This window comes from Terrabacter sp. C0L_2, from assembly GCF_036352015.1.
Taxonomy (GTDB): Bacteria; Actinomycetota; Actinomycetes; order Actinomycetales; family Dermatophilaceae; genus Terrabacter; species Terrabacter tumescens.
Window position 1 is genome coordinate 1,726,327 of record NZ_CP143557.1, and the last position, 19,138, is coordinate 1,745,464.

Here is a 19,138-nt window from a genome sequence, read left to right on the forward strand (position 1 = left end):
GGCCATCACCGGGTTGTTGGAGGGCTCGATCAACCACGAAGTCGTCCTCCCATGACGCTTGGTGGACCACGAGCTATGAAGGAATTGGGCGCCCGGGCCCTCTGTCCGAAGTCCGGCGAACGTGGTGAACACTTCTGCTGTCCGGAGCCAATGGATGGGGTGGCCCGCTCACAGGACCGCGAGGACCAGCTCGAACATCAATCCTCACGCGGCCGACATGGCGATTCTCGACCGGCTCGCGACCCTAGGTCACCGCAGGCAGTCACCCATATGTGCGGTCGTACAGCTTTGGCATTTGTGCGACTTGCTCACCTCGCGAAGCTTCCTGCCAGGTCGGCGATGACGTCGACGCTGCCGTAGGAGTTGAAGAACGTGATCTTGTTCCCGGCGCCCACCTTTACGACCACCATGTTGGCGATCGTCTGCCCGGCGACGTAGTTCAGGTTGGAGGCAGTCGGCCGCGCTGCGTCGGCCGGGTAGACCGTGAGCACGCTGCCGTTCGTGGGACCGGTGACCGTGACGTTCAGGGCCACCGCAGTCGTTCCGGCGGGCAGTCCCGGGACGGTCAGAGTCTTGGAGCCACCGGCCGGGATCTTCCCCTTGGTGACGCCGACACCGGTGCGCGTGTCCATCACGCGCACCGGCGTCACGCCGGCGTACGTGCTCCCGCTGCCCACCCGGTAGTAGCCGGCGAGGTCAGCGACCACGTGCGTCGAGCCTGCATAGTTGTAGATGCTCACCCGCCCGGCACCGTCGACCGGGGCCGTCACGAGGTTCGGCACCGTCTGCCCCGCAACGAAGTTGAGGTTGGAGACGTTCGGTCGCGTGGTGCCGTACGGGTAGACGATCAGGTGGCTGGAGGCCGTGGGCCGCGTGACGGTCACGTTCAGCACGACAGCCTTTGTGCCCGCAGGGATGTTCGGAACCGTCAGGGTGATCGCCTGGCCGGCACCCACGGCCCCGAGGTGCCCGACGCCAGAGCGCGTGTCGAGCACACGCTGGGGCGGGACGGCGGTGAAGCCAGAGCCGAGGTCGGGTGCGAAGTAGCCCGAGAGGTCCGCGATGAGATCGGTCGTGCCCGCGGAGTTGTTCAGGCTGATGCGACCACCGGGGCCGACCCGGACCATCACGAGGTTCGGGACCGTTTTCTTGGCGGTGAAGTTCAGGCTGGACGTGCTGGGCAGCGGCTGCCCGTAGGGCCAGACCCGCACGTAGCCGGTCGCCGTCGTGTTGGTCGCGGTGACGTTGAGGACGACGGAGCTGACCCCTGCCGGCAGGCCGGGGACGGTCACGGTGATCGTCCGCCCTGCCCCGACCTTGGCCTTGGGGGCGCCCAGGCCGGTCCTCGTGTCTAGGAAGCGCTGGGGGGTGACCGGGGTGAACGATCCGCGGTTGTTGTCGACCGTGAACCGGCGCCACTCGCTGGAACCGAGCTCGGCTCCGGACACGTTGATGGCGACGACTCGCCACTCCCACGTGCCGGTCGGAATGATGGACGTCGGGGCATACGCCTGCGCATTCGTCGTCACCGACTCGGCAAGCGTGCTACCGCCAGCCGGGCGACGCTCGAAGCGGTAGCTGACGGCGCCTGGCGCCCCGATCCACGTCATGTAGGGCGCGTAGCCGTTGACCACCCCGTTGACCGCAGGTGCGGTGAGGGTCGGCGACACACCCAAGGAGAAGAAGCGTCCGGTGGCCGACCACTGGCCCGGCCGGTTGTCCGCGTCGAGGCGCGCCACGCGCCACACGTAGGCCGAGGTGTTGGCTGGCAGCGGGACGGAGTGGACGTATGCCGTCTGCTTCGTCGTGACGCTGATGACGCGGTTGGTCGGCGACCAGTTGGTGTCGTCGTTCTTGTAGACCTCGAGCTGGTAGCCGCCGGCGAAGTCGCTGGGAGCCCAGACGAAGGGCGAGGTGCCGCTCGTGCACGAGGCCGTGATCGTCGGCGTCGGGCAGGCGCTGGTGATCGGACCCGCGGCGCCCTTCGGCGTGGCGAGGGCCGCAGCGGGGCTCGACTTGGTGACCTGCCACGTCGGTGACCACTGGAGGCCGTTGTTCTCGGCGTCGATGGCCTGAACACGCCAGTAGAGCGTGCCCTCCGGGTAGGTGCGGTCCCAGGCGGTGTACGTCGCCTGGTCGACGACCTGATTGTCGAGCAGGGTGGCGAAGCTGTCCGTCGTGGAGACCTGGATCCGGTACTGCTTCGCCGCCTGGTTGCCAGACTCGCTCGTCGGACCCCAGGTGCTGGTGAGGCTGCTCGTGAGGTAGTCCTGCCAGGTGAAGGTCACGTCGTTGCTCACTGTTGCCTTGTCGGCAGGCGACAGCAGCTTGACCTGCGGGGAGGTCTTGCTGAAGGCATTGGTGGCGGCGTTGGCCGTGGACACGGGGTCCGGCGCGCAGACGCCGCTCGCCTTGCAGGGCCGGACAAACCAGTAGTAGGCAGTGCCCGCCTGGCTGTCGGGGAAGGTGCTGGGGTTGTTGACGTCGGACGGCGTCCACCGGGTGCTTGTCGTCCGGGGGATGATGGATCCGTAGACGAGGTTGGTCAGCTCGCGATCACGCCCGACGTAGACCATGTAGTAGGCAGCCTCTGGAACCGGGTCCCAGTCCAGCACCGGCGTCGTCGAGGCGTTCTCACACACGCGGGGAAGAGTCGGCGCGTCGAGGTAGTAGGTGCAGGCGGAGGAGGTGTCCAGCCGCTTCCCGCTCAGGGCCACCTGCCGCCCTCCGGTGGCCTGCAGGTCGGCGATGGTGAACGAGGCTTGCGTCCCTCGGCCCAGCGATGCGTTCGCGCTGTTGAACGCCTCGACCTGGTAGTCGTACGTGCCCGGCGTCAGCAGGGCTTTCCCGATGTCGGTAGCGGCCGCATACGGGTATTGGGCGTTGAGGATCGGCGAGTAGGTGTTGTCGAAGAAGAAGCCGCTGCCGCTGATGCCGATGTCGATCCGGTAGTAGGCGGCGTTGGCGACCGGCGTCCACGTCAGCGAGGGGAACCGGACGCTCGGTGCGGTGATGTCGGTCGCGTCAGGACGCACGCCACCGCCACTGGGGCTCGTGACGTTGAACGTCCAGTTCCCGTACTTCGGGGAGAGCGAGCCGTTGGCGTCGACAGCCTGGACCGTCCACCCGTAAGGTCCCTTCGCCGGGTCAAGCGCCGTTGCGCCTGTGGGAGTCCAGCTCAAGGAGTAGGTGTCGAAACTGGCGACTGTCGCATTAGCGCCGTTGACCACGGTGACGTGATACTTCTCTGTGTCACGCATGGCTTGCCAGCTCAATGTGGGCACGGACACGGTGGAGTTGTTGTCCGGGCTCACCCGTTGCACTTCGCCGGCGGAGTAGACGAAGGAGCTGATGCTCGAGTAGATGCCCTGGACGTTGGCCGGGTCATCCAGCGCTCGCACCCGCCAATACGTGACGGAGCCTTGGCTCGGCATGCAGAGGTCTGCCTTGGGGTAGGTGTACCCGGCGGTGTAGGTCGTGCTGGCGGTGATGCAGCTGTTGAAGGTGAGCGGCGTGAAGTTGGGGTCGGTGCCCACGTCGAGCTGGTAGCGGGTCGCATGGTCGACTGGGCTCCACTGGAAGTAGAAGTCGTCGGAGACCGGTGGCGACATGGTGTTCGGCGGGTAGACCAGGGAAGGCTTGTCCGGCCAGTTCCGCTGAAAGGTGTGCGCGGGTTTTGGATCGACCGACACCCAGTCGATCGTCTCGTTCTGGTTGTTGCGGGCCCGCACGCGCCAGTAGTACTGGTCGTTGAGGTAGGTCGTGGCCGGGCTGTAGCGCGTGCTCTTGATGTTGACCTTGCTGTCGATGATCGTGTTGAAGTCCTGGTCGGTGCTGACCTGGAGCTCGTAGGTCTTCGCGCCCTTGACCGGCTGCCATTCCAGGAAGACGTCCTCGGCGGCCTGGTTCTCAGTAGGAGCGACCGTCTGGACCTGCGCCAACGACCCGATCTGGAACCGCCAGGGGTTCGAGTTGGCGTCTGAGTAGGCCGTGTAGAGGCCGTTGGCCAGCTGGGCCCGAACGTGCCAGTAGTAGCTGCCGTTGGCGGCGGGGTCCGGGACCAGCAGTGACGGGTTCTTGGTGACGTACTTCGCTGCCCCGATGAAGTCGCTGTCGGGGTCGACCTCCACCTGGTAGCTCACGGCTCCTTGGACGGCGGTCCACGAGAGCAGCGGCGGGTTGGCGGGCTGTTCGAGCGCCGGCCCGTTGTCGGCTGGGCTCAAGGGTGTCGGGGCCTGAGTCGCGGCGACGTTGATGTCCGTGGTCGACCAGGAGCTCGACCCCGACGGGCCGTTGGCGCGCACCCGCCAGTAGACGGTGCCCTCCGGGAGCAGGGAGGTCGGCACGATCTGACGGTTGGTCGTCGTCTTCGCGAAGAGCGTCGGGCTGAAGGCGGACGTCGAGGCGACCTGGACGTCGTAGCTTGTCGCGTCGGCCACCCGATTCCACTTCAGCACCGGTGAGGGCGAGGCCGCACCGCCCGCCGACGGCGTCAATCCGCTGGGAGCGCTCGCTGCACCAGCCGCGATCGAAATGACTGGCAGCCCCGCGGCCGCCACGACGACTGCAAGAACGGCCCTCACGGCCCAAGCGCCCCTACGGCGCACCTTTACCCCGGACATGCGTACCCTCCCCTGACTCAGTGGTCCGCGGTCAGGCTAAGAGGTGAAGTTCCGCCTTGTTCGTGATTCGCGTGAATTGCGTTCTGCAATCGCCCCGACCCCGCCCGGCGGGCCGTGTGCACTAGTGGGCCTTCCTTCTGCCTAAGTCCTCGGCCTTTCGGAGTGGCGGTCGGACAGAAGCACCGACGCTCAATAGCGCAGATGACGCAGATAGCGCTCTGGAGCCTCGAGGAAGCGGCGGTGGTGCTCGAGGACGTCGAGGTCCTCCCAGGCGCGCTCGTGGATGCCCTCGTCGTCGAACTCGAGGATCGTCGCGCCGGGCAGGCTGGCGACGACCGGTGAGTGGGTCGCGATGAGCACCTGCACGCCCGGCTGCGACACCAGCTGGAGCAGCGCCCCGACGAGGGCGAGCTGCGCGGTGAACGACAGTCCCGCCTCCGGCTCGTCCATGACGAAGAAGCCCTCGCCGGTGAAGCGGTTGCTGTTGAGCATCGCAAGGAACGACTCGCCGTGGCTCAGCTCGTGGAAACGTGTCTCGCCGCGGCCCGACGGGTTGTCCTCGAGATAGGTGAAGAGTCCGTGCATCGTCTCGGCGCGCAGGAAGTAGCCCCAGCGCGAGGCACCGGGGCCGCGGAGTAGCGAGATCGACTCGGCCAGAGACGATTCCGAGACGCGCGTCGAGTGGTGCGCACCAGTCGAGCCGCCCTCGGGGGAGAGGCCGTATGCCGTCGCGACCGCCTCGACGAACGTCGACTTCCCCGTCCCGTTCTCACCGACGACGACGGTGGCCTGGGCCAGGTCGAGACCGTGGCGGAGCACCTGCGCGACCGGGGCCAGGGTTGCCGGCCACTGACCGTCGCTCAGCGTCGCGTCCTCGGACCGCCGCACGCGGCGGACCGGCAGCGGCGCCGTCCAGTCGTCGTCCCCCATGAGCCGACCCTACGAGAAGGGGCCGGCGTGCGGGCCGAAGCAGACGGCATACGCCATCGCTCAGCCGTTCTCCTGGACGCCCGCCCACCAGGCGGCAGCGGCCGCCCTGCCGGAGCGACCCGACTGCTCGTAGACCGAGCTGAGGTGCTTGCGCACCGTCCGCTCCGCGATGCCGAGCTGTCGGGCGATGCGCACATTCGTCCAGCCGGCGGCGGCCAGGGTCAGCACCTCGGCCTCGCGGCGGGTCGGGCGGTACTCGGCGCACAGCGCAGCCGCCGGGACGAGCCCCACCAGCGACTCCGAGGGGTCGCCGCGCAGCACGGCGGTCGTCGCGTCCAGCGCGGCGCGGAAGGCCAGCGCAGCGGCGAGCGGGCGCTGGATGAGCTCGAGCGCCTCGACGTCCTCGTCGGCGAAGTCCGACGACGAGCGGTGCGCGCCGATGAACATCACCTCCGTCGGCGACGCGTGCAGCAACATCGCCATCGGGTAGCGGCCGTCGAGGTAGCCGTGCATGCGCTCGTAGACCTCGGTGTGCCAGAAGTCCTTGATGACGACGAGGTCGCTGACGCGCACGGCCTCGGTGGGCGACAGCGAGAGCAGGGCCGGGTGCTGGTCGGCCACCTCGGCTGCCTGCCCGGCGAGCTCGTCCGAGACGGGCCCCGGGCCGGCGGTCTCGACCGATATCCCGACGGAGGGACCCGAACGGTCGATCCGGGTGACGCCGATGCCGGCCTCGGCCCGGAGGGCCTCCACGACCGCAGGCAGCAAAGGAGTCAGCGACTTCCCACGGGCAGCGGCGATCGCGAGATCACGTGCAGTGGCTGCCGCGAGCCGTCGACGGTCTGGCACCACTCATCCTCCTGCAGAGCAGGTCCGGCGGTTCCGCGCGCACGAACCCCTGTCGTGGTGAAGATCGCGACATGCGTCAAGGTGTCCGAAGAGGCACTAATGCCGTGATCGCGTCCTCTTCAGAATGGCACGGTGGGAGCCGTCAGGGGAGGTTGCGACGCACGGCTCGGTCTCGAACGTCCACACCCGGCGCCGTGGGGCTGTACCCAAGGAGCCTGGGACGGCGACGAGCCGAGTGCGTGTCGTGGCGGCGGCAGCAGTGTCACTCGGGGGTGGGAGGTCTGGCAGCTCCGACGCGTCGAAGGTCGTGACGACACCGACGACGCGTCGGGGCTGCAGGGCCGCGTAGCCCGACGGCATACGCCAACGACCGTATGCCGTCAGCGCACCGATGCTGCCCGGCTCAGTCGCGGGGGCGCTTGGTGTACGGCTTCTTCGTGCCGCCACCGCGCGGGCCGCGGTCCTCGCTCAGCTCGATGAGCTGACCGGAGATGCGGGTCGAGCGCAGCTTGTCCATCGTGCCCGCGGGCAGGGTGGCCGGCAGCTCGACGAGGGAGTGGTCGGCTCGGATGTCGATGTGCCCGAAGTCGTTTCGGCCGAGACCGCCCTCGTTGGCCAGGGCACCGACGATCTGCCGCGGCTCGACGCGGTGCCGCCGGCCGACCGCGATGCGGTAGGTCGCCATGGGCCCGGAGGTGCCGCGGCGCTGGCCTCGGTCGGCTCGGTCTCCGCGGTCACTGCGGCCACGCGAGCCGCGGTCGTCACGCCGGTCATCGCGTCGGTCGTCGCGCCGGTCACGGGGACCGCGGTCGTCGAACGTCCTTGCGGGACGGACCTGCTCGGGGTCGAGCAGCATCGGCTCGTCACCCTGGGCCACGACCGCCAGCGCTGCCGCCACGTCGGCCTCCGGCACGTTGTGCTCGTTGACGTAGTGCGCGATGACGTCGCGGAAGAAGTCGATCCGGTCCCCCGAGAGCGCCTCGGTGATGGCGTCGTCGAAGCGGCTCAGGCGCGTCGCGTTGATGTCCTCGACGCTCGGCATCGTCATCGGCACGAGTGACTGGCGCGTCGCCTTCTCGATCGCCTTGAGCAGGTGGCGCTCACGCGGCGTGACGAAGGAGATCGCGTCCCCGCTGCGGCCGGCACGACCGGTGCGGCCGATGCGGTGCACGTAGGACTCGGTGTCGGTCGGGATGTCGTAGTTGACGACGTGGCTGATGCGCTCGACGTCGAGGCCGCGGGCCGCGACGTCGGTCGCGACGAGGATGTCGAGCTTGCCCGACTTCAGCTGGTCGACGGTGCGCTCGCGCTGGTTCTGCGCGATGTCACCGTTGATCGCCATCGCCGAGAAGCCGCGCGCCCGCAGCTTCTCGGCGAGCGTCTCGGTCTCGTTCTTGGTGCGGACGAAGACGATCATCCCCTCGAAGTTCTCGACCTCAAGGATGCGGGTCAGGGCGTCGACCTTCTGCGGGTAGCTGACCGTGAGGTAGCGCTGCGTGATGTTGGGCGCCGTCGAGGTCGTCGACTTGACGGTGATCTCGACCGGGTCGTGGAGGTACTTCTTCGAGATGCGCCGGATCTGCGAGGGCATCGTCGCGGAGAAGAGCGCGACGTGCTTGTCGTCCGGGGTGTCGGCGAGGATCGTCTCGACGTCGTCGGCGAAGCCCATCTTGAGCATCTCGTCGGCCTCGTCGAGCACGAGGAAGCGCAGCTCGCTCAGGTCGAGCGTGCCCTTCTCCAGGTGGTCCATGATGCGGCCCGGGGTGCCGACGACGATGTGCACGCCGCGGCGCAGCGCGCTCAGCTGCACGCCGTAGGCCTGGCCGCCGTAGACGGGCAGCACGTGCACGCCCTTGAGGTGGGCGGCGTACCGCTCGAAGGCCTCGCAGACCTGCAGGGCGAGCTCACGCGTCGGCGCGAGGATCAGGGCCTGCGGCGACTTCTGCTTGAGGTCGAGCCGGCTGAGGATCGGGAGCGCGAAGGCGGCCGTCTTGCCCGTGCCCGTCTGTGCGAGGCCCACGACGTGGCGCCCCTCGAGCAGGGCCGGGATCGTCGCGGCCTGGATCGGCGACGGGTACTCATAGCCGACGTCGCGCAGCGCCTTGAGCACCTTGTCGTCGAGACCGAGGTCCGCGAACGACACGCGATCGTCGCCGGCACCCGATTCGGCCTCGGGGGCGACGGTCTGGGCGGACTCGGACTGCATGCTCTGGTCACTCACCCCCCTGACGGTAGTGCGTCAGGCAGGGTGCGCGTCACGCCTCGGCGTCCCAAGGCCGGGAGCAGCGAGGACCAAGACCGTCAACCAGGCCCACTATCCCGTGCGTCCGAGCCGGTGGCCTTTCGCGCGGAAGGTCGGCTGGACACGGATGTCCCGGTATTCGGCCCCTTGGCAGCAGCCTTTGCCGACGGCAGCGGCGCCAGGCTCACCCGCCCTGCGGTGCGGGTCACGGTGAACAGTCCGATTGCCTCGGCAAGCTCACTCAGCTTGGCGTAGCCGTAGCGTCGCGCGTCGAAGTCAGGAGTCTGCTTCACGAGCAGACTCCCGACGTGGGCCAGGTCGGACTGGCCGCTCTCACCGCTGGCGGCCTGCACTGCGGCCCGGAGCTGGCGTACGAGTGCTGTGTCCTGCCTCAGCTGCGGGCCGGTGAGCGGCACAACCGGGAGGGCTTCCGGGTCGGCGGGTGACCGGAAGATGCTGACGTGGATGAACTGGTCGCAAGCCGTCACGAACGGCCGTGGCGTCTTCTCCTCACCGAAACCGATGACGCGCTTGCCCGCTTCCCGGATCCGTGAGGCCAACCGGGTGAAGTCGCTGTCGCTCGAGACCAGGCAGAATCCGTCGAACGTGCCGGTGTGGAGAAGGTCCATGGCATCGATGATCATCGCGCTGTCAGTCGCGTTCTTCCCGCTGGTGTAAGCGAACTGCTGAATGGGCTGGATGGAGTGGGCCAGGAGCGTGTCCTTCCACTTCCCGAGCTGAGGAGTGGTCCAGTCGCCGTAGATGCGCTTCACGCTGGCCACACCGAAGGTCGAGACCTCGGCCAGGAGTGGTTCGATGACCGACGCGTCGGCGTTGTCGGCGTCGATGAGGACTGCGAAGTACGCGCTGCCGTCTGCTGTCATGGGCTCATCCTGCAGGTCCTGAGGGCCCTCAAGGTGCGAGCCTCGCGGCGAGGCGCTCGACCTCGATGACGAACGGGTCGCTCCGGGGGATCGGGTGGTCGCACGACGAGGTGGAGAGCCGCCGTCCGGCCACGGTCCACGTGTAGGAGACCGACGTGCCGTCGTGGTCGGCTGCGCAGTCGGGCGTCCCCGTGGTCTGGTCCAGGGTCGTGAGGGTGACAGCGCGGGCGAGGGCGGCGACCTGGTCCTGGGGCAGTGTGCCGGTCGTCCGTGCGGCTTGGGTGACGAGGCTCCACCTGCCGTCGCCGACGACGAGCAGCGTCGCCTGGCATGGGCCACCCGGGCACATTCCACCCCACGTCCGGCGTTCGACGGAGAAGCCGGGGAGCGCCGGCAGCGCAGGGCTGCTCGCGCTGCCCGTGGAGATGGCGGCTGTGGAGAAGCCACCCGGGGCCGGGAAGACGCCTGCGCCGGTCGGGATGCCTGGGGATGGCGCCTCCGGCGCGGACGTCGTGCCGCAGCCGGCGAGCATCGCGACGGCCACGCCCACGGCAGCCGCCCTCGTCACCGCCGCCCCTGTCATCGCTGCCGACGACAGCCGTCGCTGACTGTCTGAACCATCGTGTGCCCCTGTCGCCGTGCCACTTCTCACGAGATGGTGACACCCGAGGACCGATCGGGGGCGAGCTTCGGGCAACCTGGCGCACCCGCGTCGGGGCGTGCAGAGGCAGACGTGGCGGGACGGCATACGCCATCGGTGGACGGCGAAGGGGGCCGCCCGCGGCGGGCGGCCCCCTTCGGGACAGGTGTGGCGGAGTGCGTCAGGCGTTGGCGCCGACGGGCTCGTCGACCTTGGCCGCCAGCGCGTCGAGGAGCGCGCCCAGCTCGGCGCGGCGCTCGTCGGTGACGTCGAGCTCACCGGCGGGGGAGACGTCCTGGGTGAAGACGAGGCCGGTCGCGCCGACGACGTCGGCCTTGACGTGCTCGAGCACCTTGGTCAGGTCGGCGGTGGCGTCGCTCGCGCCGCTCCAGCCGTAGCCGACGAGCGCGATGGGCTTGGCGTCCCACTCGGCGAAGAGGTAGTCGATCGCGTTCTTGATGGGGGCCGGGAAGCTGCGGTTGTACTGCGGCGTGACGACGACGATCGCGTCGGACTCGAAGACCTTGGAGGCCCAGTCCTTGGTGTGCGGCTTGGCGTAGTTGCCGTTGCGCGGCATGTCCTCCTCGTCGAAGAACGGCAGCGACGACAGGTCGAGCAGCTCCACCTCCCAGTCGGAGGCGGGAGCCTGCGAGGCCACCCACTCCGCGACCTTGGGGCCGATGCGGCCGGGGCGGGTGCTGGACACGACGATACGAAGTTGCTTCACGCTTCAACCAACTATCACGAGGGTCCGGGCATTCCGGACCCCGCCGTGCTCTCGGTGTGAGCCAGGCCACAGGGACGGGCGGTCGGCCGAGGCGCTCTCTCAGGTCGACTTAATGGTTCTCCCAGACTTCTTTCAGACATCAAAATCCTCATTGTCGGTATTTAAAAGTTGATGTCAGGAATGGGTTCTGTCAAATATCTCCGACAATTCCCAAAAAGATCTCCCCCGACGGCGATCCCTGCATTCTTTCTCTATGAGAAACCTACGAATTGCGAGCCTCTCGCTCTTCGGGGCGTTGGCCTTGGTCGCACCCGCCGTAGCCGCATCCGCGGTGGTGCCCACGCCGCCCGCGACGGTCACGAACCTGCCGACCGTCTACGTGACGCTGACCGACCTTCCCGCGAAGGACAGCCTGAGCTTTGTCAACAGCAACAAGGACATTCCCGTCGCCAGCCAGGTCGATGTGGCTGACGGGACGACCACGACGACGGTCAAGTGCACGACGCTGCCGACCGACGCCGCACCGGACGGCACCGGCTGTCCGACCATCAAGGGCCACGGCAACTTCACCTGGACGCTCGACAAGAAGTCGTACCAGCTGAAGTTCGACAAGAAGACCGCGCTGCTCGGCATGCTGCCGGGCAAGACGTGGATTCTCATCGCCAACCGTGCGGACGCCTCCTTGATGCGCAACAAGGCGACGCTCGACCTCGCTTCGCAGTTCGGCATGTATGCCACTCCCGAGTCGCGCTTCGTCGACCTCGTCGTCGACGGCAAGGACCTGGGCAGCTACCTGCTGACCGACAAGGTCTCCGTCACGAAGTACGACGCGACCAAGCCCGACAGCCACGTGGCGCTCACGAGCCCCCAGGGCGTGCTGCTCGAGATGGACAACCACTACGGCTCGGCCGACCCGTTCCACTTCACGACGGCCAGGAGCAGGTCGATCTTCGTCCTCAAGGACTCCTACGTCGGCTTCAAGAACGACCCGGGAGTCGTGCTCGACGCCGACACGCTGGCCGGGTGGAACGACGCCAAGAGCACCATCAACACTCTGGAGGGGCTGCTCTACGCACCGAGTCCGGACTGGGCCAAGATCAGCGCCCTCATCGACGTCGACTCGTTCATCAAGTACTACTTCGTCTCGGAGTTCGTCGAGAACCCGGACGTGTCGTCCTCGAGCGTCTACTTCTACAAGGACGGCCCGACCGACAAGCTGCACGCCGGCCCGGTGTGGGACTACGACATCTCCCTCGGCAACTACGCCAGCACCAACCGTGGCGGCAACCCGACCGAGGACTATGTCAAGAACGAGCTGCTGACCATCACCGGCAACGGCCAGTTCGACTGGTGGACGCAGCTCTTCCGCAACCAGGCGTTCGCCGCGCAGGCCAACACGACGTACGAGACGCTCAAGCCCCTCGTCAACGCGGTGCCGTCCAGGATCGACGCCTACCAGACGCAGATCGCACAGTCGGCGGCCCACAACTTCGTCGTGTGGCCGGGCATCCTCGGCAAGACGTCGGTCATCGCCTTCAACGGCGGCCACACGCCCATCCTGTCGACGTGGGCTGGCGAGGTGGGGCTGCTCAAGACGTGGGCCACGCAGCGTGCGAGCTTCCTCGCGCACAACTACGGCTCGAACGTCCCGGTGCTGCGCTACCAGGCGCACGTGCAGAGCATCGGCTGGCAGCCGCTCGTGTCGACCGGTCAGATGGCCGGCACCGTCGGCAAGTCGTTGCGGGCCGAGGCGCTGAAGATCACCGACACCAACACGACGACCACGGGCTCGGTCGTCGGGAACGCCCACGTGCAGAACCTCGGCTGGATGGGCTACCAGGCGCCCGGCGCGGTCATCGGCACCGTCGGTCGCTCGCTCCGGATGGAGGCGATCCAGCTCAAGCTCACCGGCAACCTCGCGACGAGCTACAACATCAGCTACCGCGTGCAGGTGCAGAACAAGGGCTGGATGAGCTGGGTGTCCAACGGGGCGACGGCGGGCACGACCGGCCTGTCGCTGCGCATCGAGGCCCTGCAGATCCGCATCACCAAGAAGTGACGCTCGCGCCCGCGACGTCATGACGGACGCGCCGCCCACCTCTCCCGAGGGTGGGCGGCGCGCTTGCGGGTGCCCGGCTGCTCGACCGATGGCGTATGCCGTGTGCGCCCTCGTGCGCCGCCGGCTCAGTCCTCGGGGGTGCGCCTCTCGAGCGCCTCGACGCGGGCCACGAGGTCGGCGTCGAGGAGTGTCTGGAGCCGGGCCTCGAGGGCGGACTCCGGGGTGTGCGCTGAGGTGGCGGTCGGGGCGGCAGTCGGGCTGGATGCGGGGGAGTTCGGTGGGGCTTCGATGGCGAGCGCGGTCAGGGCCTGTCGCACGAAGGTGCGGGCGAGCGTCGACGGGCCGACGCCGACCTCGGTGGCCCGGGCCGACAGGGCGTCGAACTCCTCGGCGGTGAAGCGGACGGAGAGGACCTTCGTGCGGTCGGCCCCGCGGGAGGTGTCGGGCATCGCGCTCCTCAGTGGTGATGTGTGACGACGTAGTGCATTGTCAGTGGTCGAGCCTATCGTGGTTCCCATGAGCACAGCACCCGCCGTCGCCCCGGCCGTGAGCCTCGTCGACGTGCTGCGTTCCATGGCGGTGACCCTGCGCGAGCTGACCCGTGACTTCCCCACGTGGTCGCTGCCCGAGAGTGACGTCGGCGAGGTCATCGGGCAGGCGCAGGCCGTGCGAGAGCTGAGCCAGTCGCTCACGGCTGTGCTGGCGCGGGAGGCCGACGCGCGTGGTCTCGGCACCGACGAGGGGCTCTCGCGCGTCGACTGGCTGCGCCTGCAGGCGGGCGCCGGGCTCGCGGGCCACGGCAGCGGCGCCGGGATCGACGGTCCGGCAGCGGCGGCCGTGACGCGGGTCGGCGCCGCGATGAACGAGCCTCGGTGGGCTGCGCTGGCTGCCCGGGTCGTGGCCTCGGAGGTTTCCGTGGAGCACGCCGCAGCGATCATCCGCTTTCACGACGACGTCGCCCGGATCGCCGACCCCGAGCACCTCGACGCGATCGTCGCGTCGATGGTCGAGGCCAGCGACGTCCTCACTGCGCGCGAGCTCCGACGGCTCATCGCGCACGCCCGCGCCACCCTCAAACCGCCGGCCGAGCACGAGGCCGAGGAGGCCGGGCTCCGGCTGGGACGGTCGTTCCGCAAGGTCCGCTCGTGCGCCGGCTTCACTGTGTTCGAGCTGCGCCTCGACCCCGAGGGGGCCGCGATCGTCGAAGCGGCCATCGACCGACTGTCGAGGCCGCGCCCCGACCTCGCGTTCGACGGGGCCGGTGACACCAAAGCCGACAACACCGACGGTGCCGACGGGGTGCACCGGGCTGACCGGGCTGACCGGGCTGACCGGGCTGAGAGAGCTGACGCGGGGTCGCACGGGGACAGCCGCCAGGCCTCAGAGGGCTGCAACGCCACCGCGGCGCGCGAGGCCGACCCGCGCACGGCGGCCACGCGCCGGGCCGACGCGCTGCTCGAGATCATCGGTCGCGGCGTCGCCTCGCCCGAGGGAGTCACCCGCTCCCCGCGGGCCACCCTCGTCATCACGATGACCCTCGACGCGCTTATGGATGCCCTGCGTGGTGTAGGCATGCTCGACACAGACGCGGCGCTGTCGCCCTCCGCGGTGCGGCGTCTGGCCTGCGAGGCGGGCATCGTGCCCATGGTCCTCGGCGCCCCGTCCGAGGTCCTCGACCTCGCCTACACCCGGCGCTACTTCACACCCACGCAGCGCCGTGCGCTCGCGGTCCGCGACCAGGGGTGCAGCTATCCCGACTGCACCGTGCCGCCCATGTGGTGCGAGGCCCATCACGTCACGCACTGGCTCCACGGCGGTCCCACCGACCTGCGCAACGGCGCCCTGCTCTGCGGCCGGCACCACGCCGTCGTCCACCAGCGGGGTCTGACGGCAACCGTCACCCCGACCGGCGTCACTTGGCACCTGTAGCTGCCTCGCCCCGCACCCCGCCGGCCACGGCGGGGTCAGTGGCACGCCCAGGGTCGGCCTGCTTCCGGTCGGACTACGGGGGATCGGACTGCTGCGTCGACCTGCCGCCCGTCATCAGTGAGCCGATGTCGTGGGCTCGCCACGCACACCGCCCGCCTCACCGTGGGGCGAGGCGGGCGGCATACGTGCTCGGGCGGTCGGGGACCGCTCGCGCGCGGTCGGGCGGTCAGCTGCTCGACATCCCCGTCTTGATGAGGTCCATGACCGAGCTGTCGGCGAGGGTCGTCACGTCGCCGACCTCGCGGCCCTCGGCCACGTCGCGGAGCAGGCGGCGCATGATCTTGCCGGAGCGGGTCTTGGGCAGCTCGCTGACGATCATGATCGAGCGCGGCTTCGCGATCGGGCCGATCTCCTTGGCCACGTGGTTGCGCAGCTCCTTGACGAGGTCGCCGCCCTCACCCGGCTCGTCGGCCTCCTCGACGAACTCCTGGCGCAGGATGACGAAGGCGCACACGGCCTGGCCGGTCGTCTCGTCGTTGGCCCCGACGACGGCGGCCTCGGCGACCTTCGGGTGCGACACGAGGGCCGACTCGATCTCGGCCGTCGAGAGGCGGTGGCCCGAGACGTTCATGACGTCGTCGACGCGGCCGAGCAGCCAGATGTTGCCGTCGGCGTCGTACTTCGCGCCGTCGCCGGCGAAGTAGTACTTCTCGCCGAACCGCGACCAGTACGTCTCCTTGTAGCGCTCGGGGTCGCCCCAGATGCCGCGCAGCATCGACGGCCACGGCTTGGTCAGCACGAGGTAGCCGACCTGCTCGGGCGTCGTGAAGGGCTGGCCCTCGTCGTCGAGGATCTCGGCGCTGATGCCGGGGATCGGCTTCTGCGCCGAGCCGGGCTCGAGCGTCGTGACGCCCGGAAGCGGGCTGATCATGATCGCGCCGGTCTCGGTCTGCCACCACGTGTCGACGATCGGGGCGCGGCCGCCGCCGATGTGCTTGTGGTACCAGAGCCACGCCTCGGGGTTGATCGGCTCGCCGACCGACCCGAGCAGGCGCAGCGAGCTCATGTCGAACTTCGCCGGGATGTCGGCGCCCCACTTCATGAAGGTGCGCACCGCGGTGGGGGCGGTGTAGAGGATCGTGACCTTGTAGTCCTGGACGATCTCCCACCAGCGCCCCTGGTGCGGGGTGTCGGGCGTGCCCTCGTACATCACCTGCGTGACGCCGTTGGTGAGCGGCCCGTAGACGATGTAGGAGTGGCCCGTGACCCAGCCGATGTCGGCGGTGCACCAGTAGACGTCGGTGTCGCGGTGGACGTCGTGCACGACGGCGTTCGTGTAGGCCGCCTGCGTCAGGTAGCCGCCGGTCGTGTGGAAGATGCCCTTCGGCTTACCGGTCGTGCCGGAGGTGTAGAGGATGAAGAGCGGGTGCTCGGCCTCGAAGGCCTGCGCCTCGTGGGTCGGGGCGGCCTTCTCGAGGGCCTCGTGCCACCAGACGTCGCGGTCGTTCCACACGGTGTCCTGGCCGGTGCGCTTGACGACGAGGACGTGCTCGACCGACGTGTCGCCGTGGTCGAGCGCCGCGTCGACGGCGGGCTTGAGCGCCGAGGGCGCGCCGCGGCGGTAGCCGCCGTCCGAGGTGATGACGACCTTCGCCTGGGCGTCGTTGATGCGCGAGTGCAATGCCTCCGCTGAGAAGCCGCCGAAGACGACCGAGTGCGGGGCGCCGAGACGGGCGCACGCGAGCATCGCGACGGCGGCCTCGGGGATCATCGGCAGGTAGATCGCGACGGTGTCGCCCTTGCCGACGCCGAGGTCGGCGAGGGCGTTGGCGGCGCGCTGCACCTCGGCGTGCAGGTCGGCGTAGGTGATGTCGCGGGTGTCGCCCTCGGGCTCGCCGACGAAGTGGATCGCGACCTTGTCGCCGCGACCGGCCTCGACGTGGCGGTCCACGGCGTTGACGCACGCGTTGAGCTCGCCGTCGGCGAACCACTTCGCGAAGGGCGGGTTGCTCCAGTCGAGCGACTGCGTGAAGGGCGTGCTCCACGTCAGGTAGGTGCGGGCCTGCTCGGCCCAGAAGCCCTCGTGGTCGGCGGCTGCCTTCTCGTAGAGGTCAGCCGAGCCGTTCGCCTGCGCGGCGAACTCGGGCGGCGGTGGGAAGGTCTGTCCCTCTTTGACGAGGTTCTCGAGCGGCTCTTCGCTCACGGTGTCACCCTTTCGCATCGACGATGGTGCGGTCGCGCCACCCGCGCACGTGTCGGCGGGGGGACGTGGTTGATGCACAACTCAAACGCAGGCTAGTTCGCGCATCAAGGGTCGAGTGAGGCGGGTCTCATCGCTACCGACGAGTAGCCCGCCGAGCGGTCCGAGTCCGAGGACGAGCGGTAGCGGCGCCGGAGCACCGGGGCCGGCCGGACGGCATACGCCCTCTCACCCCAACGCTTCACCTGAGGTTCTCCGCCACGTGGGCCGGGCTGCGCGCGAAGTCGCAAATGTGGACGACATGGACACGACTCACCAGCTGCCCTCTCGCCGAACCCTGATCCGCGGTGGCCTCGCCACCGGCACCGTCGCCCTCGCCGGCGCCGGCCTCGTCGTCGACAGCCGCCCGAGCGCGGCCGCCGTCATCCCCGCCGCCGACCCGTTCACCCTCGGTGTCGCGAGCGGCGACCCCGAGCCCGACGGCTTCGTCATCTGGACGCGCCTCGCCCTCGACCCGCTCGCCGCCGACGGACTGGGTGGTATGCCGTCCGCGACCTACCAGCTGAACTGGCAGGTCGCGTCGGACGACCGTTTCGCCGACGTCGTCAAGGCGGGTTCCGTTGCAGCCCAGCCCGGTTGGGCGCACTCGGTGCACGTCAAGGTCGGCGGACTGCGACCCGGCCGCGAGTACTTCTACCGCTTCCGGCTCGCCCGGCACCTCTCGCCCGCGGGGCGCGCGGTCACGGCGCCGAGTGCGACCGAGATGCCCTCTGCGCTCGCCATGGCCTTCGTCTCGTGCTCCAACCTCCCCGCCGGCTACTTCACCGCCTACGGCCGCCTCGCCGAGGAGCGGCCCGACCTGATCCTGCACCTGGGCGACTACCAGTACGAGGGCGCCGGGAACGGCGTCGGCCGCAACCACGCCGGCCCCGAGACGAAGACCCTCGCCGGCTACCGCCAGCGCTACGCGCAGTACAAGAGCGACCCCGACCTGCAGGCCGCGCACGCCGCCGCGCCGTGGCTCGCCGTCTGGGACGACCACGAGGTCGACAACAACTACGCCGGCGACATCCCGGAGAAGGTCGCTGAGACCCCGACGTTCCTCGCCCGGCGGGCCGCGGCCTACCGCGCCTACTACGAGAACATGCCGCTGCGCCGCTCGTCGGTGCCTGACGGCCCGAACCTCGACCTCTACCGCCGGGTGCGGTGGGGGCGCCTCGCGAACTTCCACATGCTCGACACCCGGCAGTACCGCTCCGACCAGGCGTGCGGCGACGGCTACAAGGACTGCCCCGCCGCCGACGACCCCACGCGCTCGCTGCCGGGGATGGAGCAGGAGCGGTGGCTGCTCGACGGCTTCCGGGCCTCGACCGCGCGGTGGGACCTGCTCGGCCAGCAGGTCTTCTTCGGCCAGCGGGACAACAACCCCACCGCGGCGACGACGGTCTCGATGGACGCCTGGGACGGCTACCGCGCCTCGCGGCAGCGGGTCACCCAGGGCTGGGTCGACGCGGGCGTGCGCAACCCCGTCGTACTGACCGGCGACGTGCACGCGCACTGGGCCTCGGACCTCTACCTCGACTACGCCGCTCCCGGTGAGGTCGTCGGCTCCGAGCTCATCACCAGCTCGATTACCTCGGGCGGCAACGGTTACGACAGCCCGACCGGCCAGCACCCTTGGGCAGCGTGGAACCCGAACCTGCGCTTCTGGACCAACCTGCGCGGCTACGTCTCGACGACGATCACGGCCTCGGAGCTGACGGCGCGTTTCCGGTGCGTCCCGGTCGTGACGACCCCCGGCGCCGAAGCCTTCACGCGCGCCGAGTTCGTCATCGACGACGGCGTGCGCGGCCTGCGCCAGACGGTCGACAACCCGCTGCCGACGACGCCGTCTCTGCGGCGCTCCGCCCCGACGGACGAGCAGATCGTCGCCGACACGATCCGCGAGGAGACCCACGGCTCCGACTGACCCAGACCCCAGACCTCAGATCCCTCGAGTGGCCTCGCCGTCCCACCTGCCACAGGCGGACCGCCGCACCAGACCCCCGGTGTCTGA

General features: G+C 69.2%; 12 protein-coding genes. 3 read left to right on the forward strand and 9 right to left on the reverse strand.

What is annotated here, in order from left to right:
- Nucleotides 1–308: 308 nt before the first annotated feature.
- The 7 genes from U5C87_RS08085 to U5C87_RS08115 form a co-directional block, all read right to left on the reverse strand.
- Nucleotides 309–4,439, reverse strand: a complete 4,131-nt coding sequence (locus tag U5C87_RS08085; protein WP_330476084.1) for a hypothetical protein — start codon at nt 4,437–4,439, stop codon at nt 309–311.
- A 372-nt stretch (nt 4,440–4,811) separates the two neighbouring features.
- Nucleotides 4,812–5,552, reverse strand: a complete 741-nt coding sequence (locus U5C87_RS08090; protein ID WP_330476085.1) for an AAA family ATPase — start codon at nt 5,550–5,552, stop codon at nt 4,812–4,814.
- A gap of 60 nt (nt 5,553–5,612) precedes the next feature.
- Entirely contained in the window at nt 5,613–6,305 is a 693-nt protein-coding gene (locus U5C87_RS08095; protein ID WP_330476086.1) for a helix-turn-helix transcriptional regulator, read from the reverse strand.
- 499 nt (nt 6,306–6,804) lie between these two features.
- A complete protein-coding gene (locus tag U5C87_RS08100) occupies nt 6,805–8,607 on the reverse strand; it encodes a DEAD/DEAH box helicase (protein ID WP_330476670.1) in 1,803 nt (600 codons plus the stop codon).
- A 95-nt stretch (nt 8,608–8,702) separates the two neighbouring features.
- A complete protein-coding gene (locus U5C87_RS08105) occupies nt 8,703–9,527 on the reverse strand; it encodes an NYN domain-containing protein (RefSeq protein ID WP_330476087.1) in 825 nt (274 codons plus the stop codon).
- A gap of 28 nt (nt 9,528–9,555) precedes the next feature.
- On the reverse strand, nt 9,556–10,095 hold the full coding sequence (locus tag U5C87_RS08110) for a hypothetical protein (RefSeq protein ID WP_330476088.1): 540 nt from the start codon (nt 10,093–10,095) through the stop codon (nt 9,556–9,558).
- Nucleotides 10,096–10,348: 253 nt separating this feature from the next.
- Nucleotides 10,349–10,894 (reverse strand): NADPH-dependent FMN reductase, encoded by a 546-nt coding sequence (locus tag U5C87_RS08115; protein WP_330476089.1) that lies wholly within the window; start codon nt 10,892–10,894, stop codon nt 10,349–10,351.
- Nucleotides 10,895–11,147: 253 nt separating this feature from the next.
- Here U5C87_RS08115 and U5C87_RS08120 point away from each other — a divergent pair, with 253 nt between their 5' ends.
- Nucleotides 11,148–12,953: a CotH kinase family protein gene (locus U5C87_RS08120; RefSeq protein ID WP_330476090.1), complete on the forward strand. Its 1,806-nt coding sequence runs from the start codon at nt 11,148–11,150 to the stop codon at nt 12,951–12,953.
- Between the two features lie 125 nt (nt 12,954–13,078).
- Here the strand turns inward: U5C87_RS08120 and U5C87_RS08125 are convergent, their stop codons facing one another.
- Complete coding sequence (locus U5C87_RS08125; protein WP_330476091.1) at nt 13,079–13,402, reverse strand: hypothetical protein; 324 nt, start codon at nt 13,400–13,402, stop codon at nt 13,079–13,081.
- 67 nt (nt 13,403–13,469) lie between these two features.
- On the opposite strand from U5C87_RS08125, the gene U5C87_RS08130 reads away from it, so the two are divergent.
- Nucleotides 13,470–14,882, forward strand: a complete 1,413-nt coding sequence (locus U5C87_RS08130; protein WP_330476092.1) for an HNH endonuclease signature motif containing protein — start codon at nt 13,470–13,472, stop codon at nt 14,880–14,882.
- Nucleotides 14,883–15,108: 226 nt separating this feature from the next.
- Here the strand turns inward: U5C87_RS08130 and acs are convergent, their stop codons facing one another.
- Nucleotides 15,109–17,103 (reverse strand): acetate--CoA ligase, encoded by a 1,995-nt coding sequence (acs, locus tag U5C87_RS08135; protein WP_330476093.1) that lies wholly within the window; start codon nt 17,101–17,103, stop codon nt 15,109–15,111.
- 280 nt (nt 17,104–17,383) lie between these two features.
- On the opposite strand from acs, the gene U5C87_RS08140 reads away from it, so the two are divergent.
- Nucleotides 17,384–19,051: an alkaline phosphatase D family protein gene (locus U5C87_RS08140; RefSeq protein ID WP_330476094.1), complete on the forward strand. Its 1,668-nt coding sequence runs from the start codon at nt 17,384–17,386 to the stop codon at nt 19,049–19,051.
- Nucleotides 19,052–19,138 lie beyond the last annotated feature (87 nt).